Source organism: Haemophilus parainfluenzae (genome assembly GCF_014931415.1).
Taxonomy (GTDB): domain Bacteria; phylum Pseudomonadota; class Gammaproteobacteria; order Enterobacterales; family Pasteurellaceae; genus Haemophilus_D; species Haemophilus_D parainfluenzae_AF.
Genome location: NZ_CP063121.1, coordinates 1042176 through 1053233, shown reverse-complemented (window position 1 = coordinate 1053233; position 11058 = coordinate 1042176). Strand labels below are relative to the sequence as shown.

10 protein-coding genes are annotated in these 11058 nt (G+C 39.7%); 4 read left to right on the top strand and 6 right to left on the bottom strand.

Annotation, left to right across the window (positions count from 1 at the left end; translation table 11 throughout):
• Nucleotides 1-68 precede the first annotated feature (68 nt).
• The 4 genes from INP93_RS05225 to galT all read right to left on the bottom strand — a co-directional run bounded on the left by INP93_RS05225 (nt 69) and on the right by galT (nt 5365).
• Nucleotides 69-1841 (bottom strand): ShlB/FhaC/HecB family hemolysin secretion/activation protein, encoded by a 1773-nt coding sequence (locus INP93_RS05225; RefSeq protein ID WP_197544340.1) that lies wholly within the window; start codon nt 1839-1841, stop codon nt 69-71.
• Between the two features lie 249 nt (nt 1842-2090).
• On the bottom strand, nt 2091-3116 hold the full coding sequence (gene galM, locus INP93_RS05220) for a galactose-1-epimerase (RefSeq protein WP_197544339.1): 1026 nt from the start codon (nt 3114-3116) through the stop codon (nt 2091-2093).
• Nucleotides 3110-4264, bottom strand: coding sequence for a galactokinase (gene galK, locus INP93_RS05215; protein ID WP_197544338.1), 1155 nt, complete (start codon nt 4262-4264; stop codon nt 3110-3112). Before galK ends, galM begins: the two co-directional genes overlap by 7 nt.
• A gap of 54 nt (nt 4265-4318) precedes the next feature.
• Nucleotides 4319-5365, bottom strand: a complete 1047-nt coding sequence (gene galT, locus INP93_RS05210; RefSeq protein WP_197544337.1) for a galactose-1-phosphate uridylyltransferase — start codon at nt 5363-5365, stop codon at nt 4319-4321.
• Nucleotides 5366-5579: 214 nt separating this feature from the next.
• Between galT and INP93_RS05205 the strand changes: the two genes are divergently transcribed.
• The 4 genes from INP93_RS05205 to mglC all read left to right on the top strand — a co-directional run bounded on the left by INP93_RS05205 (nt 5580) and on the right by mglC (nt 10383).
• Nucleotides 5580-6587 (top strand): substrate-binding domain-containing protein, encoded by a 1008-nt coding sequence (locus tag INP93_RS05205; RefSeq protein ID WP_197544336.1) that lies wholly within the window; start codon nt 5580-5582, stop codon nt 6585-6587.
• A 178-nt stretch (nt 6588-6765) separates the two neighbouring features.
• Nucleotides 6766-7761, top strand: a complete 996-nt coding sequence (gene mglB / locus INP93_RS05200) for a galactose/glucose ABC transporter substrate-binding protein MglB (RefSeq protein ID WP_049364509.1) — start codon at nt 6766-6768, stop codon at nt 7759-7761.
• 78 nt (nt 7762-7839) lie between these two features.
• Entirely contained in the window at nt 7840-9354 is a 1515-nt protein-coding gene (gene mglA, locus INP93_RS05195) for a galactose/methyl galactoside ABC transporter ATP-binding protein MglA (protein ID WP_197544335.1), read from the top strand.
• Nucleotides 9355-9372: 18 nt separating this feature from the next.
• Nucleotides 9373-10383 (top strand): galactose/methyl galactoside ABC transporter permease MglC, encoded by a 1011-nt coding sequence (gene mglC, locus INP93_RS05190; RefSeq protein ID WP_005696656.1) that lies wholly within the window; start codon nt 9373-9375, stop codon nt 10381-10383.
• A gap of 114 nt (nt 10384-10497) precedes the next feature.
• Here mglC and iscX read toward each other — a convergent pair whose 3' ends face one another.
• Nucleotides 10498-10692, bottom strand: a complete 195-nt coding sequence (iscX, locus tag INP93_RS05185; protein ID WP_049366368.1) for a Fe-S cluster assembly protein IscX — start codon at nt 10690-10692, stop codon at nt 10498-10500.
• Nucleotides 10692-11033: an ISC system 2Fe-2S type ferredoxin gene (gene fdx / locus INP93_RS05180; protein WP_049364506.1), complete on the bottom strand. Its 342-nt coding sequence runs from the start codon at nt 11031-11033 to the stop codon at nt 10692-10694. Before fdx ends, iscX begins: the two co-directional genes overlap by 1 nt.
• Nucleotides 11034-11058: the final 25 nt, after the last annotated feature.

Below are 11058 nucleotides of genomic sequence, written 5' to 3'. Positions count from 1 at the left end.
TTTAATTTCCTTTAAAGTTTTAAATTCTGTTTGGTTTTAATCAATTTATTCATCTAAAAGCGTGAGCATTAAAAACGGTAGCTCACATTAAATCCGGTTGTCACATGACTGGTTCTAAATCCTTCCGGTTTTTTAATTGGAACACCCACAAAATAATCATAGTTAATGCCCCATAATTTACCGCGAAGTCCAATTGCGCCACCCATTAAGCTATCACCAATTTGAAGTTCTTCTTGGCTAGAGTGCACCTTACCTCGGTCAATCCCTAAATAAAGCTCATGTCCTTTATTGGCAATATCCCAACCCAACTCATTTCGCCATAACCAACCTTTTTCACCGGAAAGTGATAGCTCGCCATCAAATCCTCGCACGGTATAACGACCACCAATACTAAATTTATCTTGTTGTGTTAAAGGTGTACCGTTCCATTGTCCACTCCAACTGGTATTAAAGCGGAAAGGTTGATTGCCGATAGTGAAAGGATAGGTAAAATCAATGCCAGCAGTAAAAATCTGCATGCGAGAAGTGCCTTCACCAAACTCTTCTTCCGGAGCAGGTAAGGCTTTATTCCCACCTGTACCACGTTTATAGTTCGCAAACAGTTGTAACACTGTTTCGCCAATGTATTGGGTGTGATTAAGTCCCACTTCCCAACCTGCGGTACGACGACGCTGCACTTCAATTTCGGTGTCATTGATGTAGTTATGCGATTTTTTCGTCCATAACGCGGCATTCACATAGGTTTTATGAAGACTTCCACGAGATAATAAGCGACTTAAATTGGCTTTCATTTGTTGGCTTTCACCCGAATAGGTGTAAGACTCAAACGCGCCCGCTACCGTTTGGTGATAAGAATATTTTGAACCGGAAAGCGTTAAGAGATAGTTCTTCCAAGGAATAGAATAATAGAGACTGATATTTTTACTGCCATAATCTCCTTCTGCATCATCGCTATCACGTTTAAAGCTACGTGTACCACTGATATAGAACATATCATTAAGTGTTAGCACGTTATCCCAAGAAAACGTGGCTGAGCCCTGTAAACGACCCATAGCTTTACTGCCTGAATCATCTAATCCCAGGGTTAAATGGAAAGGTAAGCTTTGCTTATAGGCAATCACCACATCGGTTTCACCTACAGCATCCGTTGGCACAAGCTCCATATTCGCATCGGCACTCGGTACACGTTTTAAGTTTTCTAAACCTTGTTCAATATTGCGAATATTTAATATATCCCCCTGCGCCATTGGCATAGCAAACCATAAGGTACCACGGGTGGCAAACGGAATCGCACTTTGGTCTTGTAATTGAATACGACCTACTTTACCCGGAATCACAGTGAGTACAAGCATGCCTGAACGTAAATCCTGTGGCTCCACCACCACGCGCGTGGTGACATAACCAAAATCAATTAAACGATTTTGAATACGGCGAAGTAAGACGTTAATCCCCTCCGAGCCAATACAAGCCGGTAGCGCAAAATCACGCTCAGCATAAACCGACTTTAATGCCCAAGAGAATTGGCTTGGTTGGATTAATTTAAGGGAAGAAGCTGATGAATTTTCTTCTTCAGCTTGATAATCGGTCAGCACCAATTGATTGATAGGAAAACATTGTGCTTCATTTTGTGGAAAGCCAAGTGAGGCCTCTTTTTCACCCTCTAAACGCACATTCGCAGATTGCGTTTGCTGGGCTAAAATAGCCGCATCTTGTTCAGCTTGTTGCCTCTGTTGTTTGGCATCGATTTGCTTTTCTACATTTGCATTTGTAGAAGGAGGATTGGCTAAGATAAAAGGGGACACCAGAAATAATCCCACTCCAAACACTCTAGATATATTCATAATAAAATTGTGGTTATTAAAATGTTGAAAATTATTGGATTTAATAAATTTAAATACCATACCAAAAAACTAAACAATAGTAATTTTATTAAACCATACCAAAACAGTCAACAAAATAATAACTGTAATTTTTTTAAGGTTATTTAACCTTTATATAAATAATAATGAAATGAGTTAAAATAAGGAGAATAAAATAAAGTGCGGTTAAAAACACTATTATTTTTAACCGCACTTTTATTAACTGATTAACTATTTAAACCTAAACTCTGTCCACTGGTAATAGCGTTCACCTGCTTTTTGAATACCGCCATAATTTTGCCATTCGGGATGGTTGGGGGTATCGGGAAGACATTGCGTTTCAAGGGCTATGCCGCTGAAATCTTGATAAGTGCTACCTTCACGAGTTGGGGTACCTGCAAGATAGTTTCCCGTATATACCTGTAACGCGGCTTGGGATGTGAGCACTTCAAGGCTTAAATCTTCATTAGGGGAAGTCAATAATACACAAGGCTTTTGCCATGCTTTATTGACGATAAAGGAATGATCGTAACCTTTTGTTACCACTTGATCGCCTTGTTGGAAATCTTGTGCGATTGGTTTTGCCACACGAAAATCAAGGCTAGTATTCACCACATGTTTAAGTGGTGAATTGGGGATGCCTTCGCCATCAACTGGCAGATAGAAATCCGCATTAAGGCGTAATGTGTGATTTCGTACGTCACAGCCCTGTTCGGCATTTTCTAAATTGAAATAAGCGTGGTTTATTAGATTAAGCGCGGTATCTTTATCACTTTCGGCTTCGTATTCAATTTTTACGCTATTTTCATCAGTCAGCGTGTAAATCACAGTGACTTGTACATTACCTTCAAAACCTTGATCACCATCAGGAGACACAAGAGAAAAACGCACAAAATTCTGACCGCACTCTTCCACTTTCCAACGGCGTTTATCAAAGCCTTCTTGACCACCATGTAATTGATGATTGCCTTGATTGGCGACTAGATGGATTGTTCGCTCACCTAATTTAAATTGGGCGTTAGCAATACGGTTCGCATAGCGTCCTACGCTTGCACCCAAATAAGCAGTTTGATGAGGATAATCTTCCACTTTGCAGCCGAGTAATACTTCTCGCAACTCACCATTCATAGGGACTTTACAAGAAAGCCAAGTGGCTCCCCAATCCATAAATTGCACGGTCATGCCATTCGAATTGGTGAGTTGAACAAGTTGATAAGGCTGTCCATCTGGTGCATTGAACACCGTTTTTTCTAGCATAGACTCACTCCTTGTGAGGCAGTGCAAACGTAGAAATCTTCTTTTAAGCCCGTTTGTTTTTTATAATTATCGGCAATAATTTTACGCACAGCTTCGACTTTATCATGAGGAGCAAGGGCAACAATGCAACCACCAAAACCACCACCAGTCATTCTCGCACCACCGGTTTTACCAATCACTAATTGAGCGAGTTCAACAAGATAATCGATTTGTGGCACAGTAATCTCAAAATCATCACGCATGGACTCGTGAGATTGCCCCATTAATTCGCCTAATTTTGTTAAATCGTTATGTTTTAATGCTTCAACCGCATCAAGTACTCGTTGGTTTTCAGTCACCACATGGCGTGCGCGTTTAGCCACTAAAACATTAAGTGCGGTCAATTCTGCTTCTCTTTTTTGGAATTCTTCTACTGACACATCACGTAAGGCTTTTACGCCAAAAAACTCTGCGGCTTTTTCACATTGCCAGCGGCGTGTGTTGTATTCACCTGTCACCAAATCATGCGGTACATTTGAGTTCACAATAATAACAGCGACATCTTTCGGCACAGGTGTTGGCTGTGTTTCTAAGCTACGGCAATCAATCATTAAGAGATGATCTTTTTGTCCTAAAGCCGAAATTAATTGATCCATGTTTCCACAATTTGCGCCTACAAATTTGTTTTCAGCTTTTTGACCAATTAAAGCAATTTCTGTATGTGTTAAAGGTAAATCACTGAGTTGTTGGCAAAACTTACCTGTCGCCACTTCAAGTGCTGCAGAAGAACTTAAACCGGAAGAATGAGGCACGTTGCCTGAAATGACTAAATCAGCGCCTTGTTTAAATTGCGGGCAACGTTCTTGAATAAATTTCACGACACCACGCACATAATTCGCCCATTTTTGCTCACTTTGAGGAAAATCTTCATCAAGAGAGAAGGTATCTTCTAGATCAAGATCTGCGGCATAAACATTCCAAATATGATCAGCACGTTTTGATCCCGCAATGGCTGTACCATAATTGATTGCACAAGGCATCACAAAGCCATCATTGTAGTCAGTATGTTCGCCGATAATGTTTACACGACCAGGCGCATACACGGTCAGTTCCGGTTGCTTGTTATATTTTTGCGTAAAAATGTGTTGGGATTTTTGGACTGGAGTCATATTATTTTCCTTTATCTTTGACACACCCTCTTAACTCAAGAGGGAAATTATTGCTTAACGTTCTTTATAATGTACTTCGCTTAACGCATGTAATCTTTCGGCTGCTTGTTCTGCGGTGAGGTCTCGCTGGCTTTCACCTAGCATTTCATAGCCCACCATAAATTTGCGAACCGTAGCAGAACGCAACAATGGTGGATAAAAATGCGCATGAAGCTGCCAATGTTCGTTATCTTCACCATTAAATGGTGCGGCATGGAAGCCCATTGAATAAGGGAAAGACGTTTCGAATAAGTTATCGTATTTTGTTGCCAATTTTTTCAATATCACGGCAAGATCTTTGGTTTGAGCCTCAGTTAATTCTGTTAAGCGTTTGACATGTACTTTGGGCAATAATAAGGTTTCAAACGGCCACACCGCCCAATAAGGCACCACCGCAACCCAATGCTCGGTTTCTACCACAATACGTTCTTTTTTCTCTAATTCTTTTTGAACGTAATCCACTAAAAGGACAGAACCATGCTTTTCATAATAATTTCGTTGAGCAACATCTTCACGCGCGACTTCATTCGGTAAAAAGCTGTTTGCCCAGATTTGTCCGTGCGGATGTGGATTGGAGCATCCCATGGCCGCACCTTTGTTTTCGAAAATCTGTACCCACTGATATTTTTGACCCAGTTCACGCAATTGCGCTTGCCACACTTTAATCACTTCTTCAATTTCAAGTGCGGTCAATAATGGCAATGTTTTACTGTGATCTGGCGAAAAACAAATAACACGGCTTTCACCACGAGCTTGGCTCATTTGGAAAAGAGGATCGGCTGATTGCTCTGGCGCTGGTGTATCTTCTAATAAAGCCGAGAAATCATTTTTGAATACATAAGGTTTATGGTAATCCGGATTAGGTTCGCCAGTGATACGTTTATTACGCGGGCAAAGATAACAATTTGGATCGTGGCTTGGCTTTTGTTCCTCACTCACTTTTTCTTGTTGCCCCTGCCATGGACGTTTAGCTCGATGTGGTGAGACTAAAACCCATTGGTCAATTAACGGATTATAACGACGATGCGGATGATCTGTCGGTTCAAATACGGCTTCGCTCATATTTTTGCTCCAAAATGTAAACGATTACAAAATTTTCCTCATAAGATAACAAATTAAAAAAAATAAACCGTGATCATTATCACAAAATCAGGAAATAAGGCGCTAGTCCAATCTCTTTTTTGTGACGAATGTAGCATTTTTGAAAGTAACCGCTTTCAATTTTATTCAAATTTACTATGATAATTGCTATGAAAAAATGAATGAGAGCCCAGTTATGCCTACAATTCGAGATGTTGCTGAATTAGCTTGCGTGTCGGTTGCCACTGTTTCCCGGGTTATTAATCACTCTCCCTCCGTAAGTGAAAAAACCCGTTATTCAGTTCAACGCGCAATGGAGGTTTTAAATTATCAACCCAATGCAAACGCACAAGCTCTGGCGGTACAAAATACTGATACCATTGGCGTGGTGGTTACTGATGTAACGGATCCATTCTTTGCTATCTTGGTCAAATCAGTCGATAAAGTGGCTGAAGAGCATCAAAAAACGATTTTGATCGGTATTGGATACCACCATGCAGAAAAAGAGCGTGAAGCTATTGATACCTTGCTACGCAAGCGTTGTAGCTGCCTGGTTGTTCATTCCAAAGCCCTTTCTGACGAAGAGTTACAACATTATTTAGAAAATGTACCCGGTATGGTTGTAATTAACCGTGTGATTTCAGGTTATGAAAATCGTTGCGTCAGTCTTGATAACCGCCAAGGTACCTATCTAGCGACTGAAATGCTGATTCGTTATGGTCATAAGCACATCGCCTACATTGGATCTAATCACGGTATTTTAGATGAAACCGAACGTAAAGAAGGTTATTTGGCCGCTTTAAGAGATCATCACTTTCCTATTGTCGAACAAGCCATTGTGCATAATTCGCCTGATTTTGAAGGCGGTGAAAAAGCCATGATTGATTTATTGAGCTACAACTCTAACTTAACAGCGGTTGTAGCCTATAACGATACGATGGCAGCGGGCGCAATTTCCGTTTTAAATGAAAACAATATCAAAGTGCCGAAACAGTTTTCCATTGTAGGCTTTGATGATATGCCAATTGCTCGATATTTGATTCCGAAGCTCACCACTATTCGCTATCCAATTGATTTAATGGCAAATTATGCGGCGAAACTGGCTTTGAGCTTAGTTGATTCGTCTATTGTCACACCGACTGTTGTCCAATTTAATCCAACCTTGGTGAGACGTTTTTCTGTAGAAAATGCAATGAAACCGTGATGGAGATCACAAATTTAAACATTGCTATGTAATCGTTTTCATTTATGTGAGTTTGATCACAGATTAACAATTTTGATTTCGTTATGATGGATTCAGTTGCAATAGATGTACGCAACATTCCTCTATTTGGTATATAAAAATCAACAATAAAATCTCTTTCTCTAATAGGAGCGTTTTTATGAAAAAAACAGCAGTATTAAGTGCGGTCGCTTTAGCAATCGGTTTAGGTTCAGCAACTTCAGGTTTCGCAGCCGATAACCGTATTGGTGTTACCATTTATAAATATGATGACAACTTCATGTCATTAATGCGTAAAGAAATCGATAAAGAAGCGAAAGCCCTTGGTGGCATTGAGTTATTGATGAATGACTCTCAAAATGCACAATCTATTCAAAACGACCAAGTAGATGGTTTGCTTTCTAAAGGTGTAAAAGCCCTAGCCATTAACTTAGTGGACCCAGCTGCAGCATCAACTGTTATCAACAAAGCGAAACAAGATGACATTCCTGTTGTTTTCTTCAATAAAGACCCTGGTGCAAAAGCAATCGGTAGCTATGATCACGCTTACTATGTGGGTACCGATCCGAAAGAATCAGGTTTAATCCAAGGGGATTTAATTGCAAAACAATGGAAAGCAATGCCAGCCTTAGACTTAAACAAAGACGGTAAAATCCAATATGTATTATTAAAAGGTGAACCAGGTCACCCAGATGCTGAAGCACGTACTAAATATGTGATTGAGCAATTAAATGCGAAAGGTATTCCAACCGAGCAATTATTTATTGATACCGGTATGTGGGATGCAGCAATGGCTAAAGATAAAGTGGATGCATGGTTATCTAGCTCTAAAGCTAACGAAATTGAAATGATTATTTCAAACAATGACGGTATGGCATTAGGTGCATTAGAAGCAACCAAAGCACACGGTAAAAAATTACCAATCTTTGGTGTGGATGCATTACCAGAAGTACTTCAATTAATTAAGAAAGGTGAAATTGCTGGTACTGTGTTAAACGATGGTGTTAACCAAGGTAAAGCAGTTGTTCAACTTTCTGCAAACCTTGCTAACGGTAAAGCAGCAACAGAAGGTACAAAATGGAAATTAGAAAACCGTGTTGTACGTATTCCTTATGTTGGTGTGGATAAAGATAACCTAAGTGAATTCTTAAAATAAGAAAGTCTATTGCTTTTCTTTAATTTTAGGGGGAAAGGAAACCCAAATTCCCTTTCCCCCTTTTTGATGAGGTTGGATATGACAACTCAAACCCAAGACAGTGATGTACTACTGACGATGACGGATGTCAGTAAGTCTTTCCCCGGTGTAAAAGCCCTTGATCACGCCAATCTAACAGTTCGTTCTCACTCTGTTCATGCCTTAATGGGCGAAAACGGGGCGGGTAAATCGACATTATTAAAATGCCTCTTCGGAATTTATGCAAAAGACGAAGGTGAAATTTTATTCTTAGGCAAACCTGTTGATTTTAAAACATCAAAAGAAGCCCTTGAAAATGGGATTTCAATGGTTCACCAAGAACTTAACTTGGTGCGTCAAACCAGTGTAATGGATAACCTATGGTTGGGTCGCTACCCACTTAAAGGTCCTTTTGTAGATCACGCCAAAATGTATCGTGATACCAAAGCGATTTTCGATGAATTGGACATTGATGTTGATCCAAGAGAAAAAGTGGCCAAACTTTCCGTTTCACAAATGCAGATGATCGAAATTGCGAAAGCGTTCTCTTATAACGCTAAAATCGTAATTATGGATGAGCCAACATCCTCACTTTCAGAAAAAGAAGTGGAACATCTTTTCAAAATTATTCAAAAATTAAAAGATCGCGGTTGTGGCATTATCTATATTTCACACAAAATGGATGAAATCTTCAAAATTTGTGATGAAATCACTATTCTTCGTGATGGTAAATGGATCAATACCGTTCAAGTTAAAGGCACCACCATGGAAGAAATCGTTTCAATGATGGTTGGCCGTGAATTAACACAACGTTTCCCAGAAAAAACAAACGTACCAAAAGAAATCACACTTGAAGTGGAACATTTAACAGCGGTAAACCAACCGTCTATTCAAGATGTTTCCTTTAATTTACGCAAAGGTGAAATTTTAGGTATTGCGGGTCTTGTTGGTGCAAAACGAACCGATATTGTGGAAGCCATTTTTGGTGTCCGCGAATTAAAAGAAGGGACGATCAAGCTCAACGGAAAAGTCGTGAAAAATCATACCGCACTTGAGGCGATTAACCACGGTTTTGCTTTAGTAACTGAAGAACGTCGTTCAACCGGGATTTATTCAAACCTAAGTATTGAATTCAACTCTTTGATTTCAAATATGAAATCTTATCTCACTCCTTGGAAATTGCTCAGCAACAAAAAAATGGCAAGCGATACACAGTGGGTGATTGATGCGATGAACGTGAAAACCCCTTCTCATAAAACAACGATTGGCTCGCTTTCTGGTGGTAATCAACAAAAAGTGATTATCGGTCGTTGGCTTTTAACCCAACCAGATATCTTAATGCTCGATGAACCAACTCGTGGTATTGATATTGGGGCAAAATTTGAAATTTATCAGCTCATTCAAGAACTCGCTAAAAAAGATAAAGGCATCATTATGATTTCATCAGAAATGCCGGAATTATTAGGCGTAACAGACCGGATTTTGGTCATGAGTAATGGTCGTGTTGCAGGCATCGTTGAAACGGCAAAAACGTCTCAAGAAGAAATTTTGCAACTTGCCGCAAAATATTTATAAATCATAAAGGAACAAATTATGAGTGCCTTACAAAAAAATAAATCATTCGATTTCTTAAAACAAAATGCGATTTATTTTGTGTTGTTGATTTTACTTGGCATCATCATCGCACAAGATCCAACATTCTTGAATGTTCGCAACTTTAGTAACATTTTAACTCAATCATCCGTCCGTCTCATTATCGCCCTTGGTGTTGCAGGCTTGCTTATCACTCAAGGTACCGACTTATCAGCTGGTCGCCAAGTAGGTTTAGCAGCGGTTATTTCTGCTACCCTCTTACAATCAATGGAAAACATGAATCGTGTGTTCCCTGATTTAGGTGAAATTCCTATTCCGGTAGTTATCCTGACTGTTTGTGCGGTAGGTGCTGTAATCGGCTTAGTGAACGGTTTAGTTATCGCTTATCTCAACGTAACCCCGTTCATTGCAACCATGGGTACCATGATCATCGTTTACGGTTTTAACTCACTTTATTATGATGGCGTGGGTGGTTCACCAATTGCTGGCTTCAGCGAATCTTTCTCTAACTTCGCACAGGGCTTCTTCAGACTTGGTTCGTTCAAATTATCCTACATCACTATTTATGCGGCAATTTGTGCATTCTTAGTTTGGGTAATGTGGAATAAAACACGCTTCGGTAAAAATATCTTTGCTATCGGGGGTAATCCTGAAGCAGCAAAAGTATCTGGCGTAAACGTAGCGCGTAACCTTGTTGTGATTTACATGATTGCAGGTATGTTCTATGCATTCGGTGGTATGTTAGAAGCTGGCCGTATCGGTAGTGCAACCAACAACCTTGGTTTCATGTATGAATTAGATGCGATTGCTGCCTGCGTAGTAGGTGGTGTATCTTTCGCTGGTGGTGTGGGTACTGTTATCGGTGTAATCACGGGTGTTATCATCTTCACCGTTATTAACTACGGTTTAACTTATATCGGTGTAAACCCTTACTGGCAATATATCATTAAAGGTAGCATTATCATCCTTGCAGTTGCTATCGACTCCTTAAAATACGCGAAGAAAAAATAATTAAAAACAACGATAAAAATAACCGCACTTTAGCAATAAAGTGCGGTTTTATTTTGAAGTAAATTCTCAAAATAAAAAAGCGAGCCTCTCTGCTCGCTTTTTTAATCGAATCGATTACTCGTATTCATCTAACCATTTCAATAAAATTGCTTCAAGAATACTCTCGTTAGATTTCATTGGATCATCATCAAAACCGTCCAATTCGCAAATCCATTTATGTAAATCCGTGAAACGTACTGTTTTAGGATCTAAATCTGGATTACGATCATAAAGCTCTTCTGCGATAAGTTGGGCATCAGTCCATTTCATTAGTGAGCCGCCTCATTCGCATGGTTGATATTATATTTAGGGATTTCCACCACTAAATCTTCATCGCCCACGATACATTGGCAAGAAAGGCGGCTATCCATTTCTAAGCCCCAGGCTTTATCTAACATATCTTCTTCTTGATCGCTTGCTTCATTTAATGAATCAAACCCTTCACGAATAACCACATGGCATGTTGTACAAGCACAAGAACCATCACAAGCGTGGTGGATTTCAACGCCTGCATTATGTGCTACTTCCAATAAGTTATCGCCAGCTGCTGCATCAACCACCATACCCTCTGGGCAGAATTCTTCATTCGGTAAAAAAATCACTTTTGGCATATTACTTTCCTCAACATAAAAAACT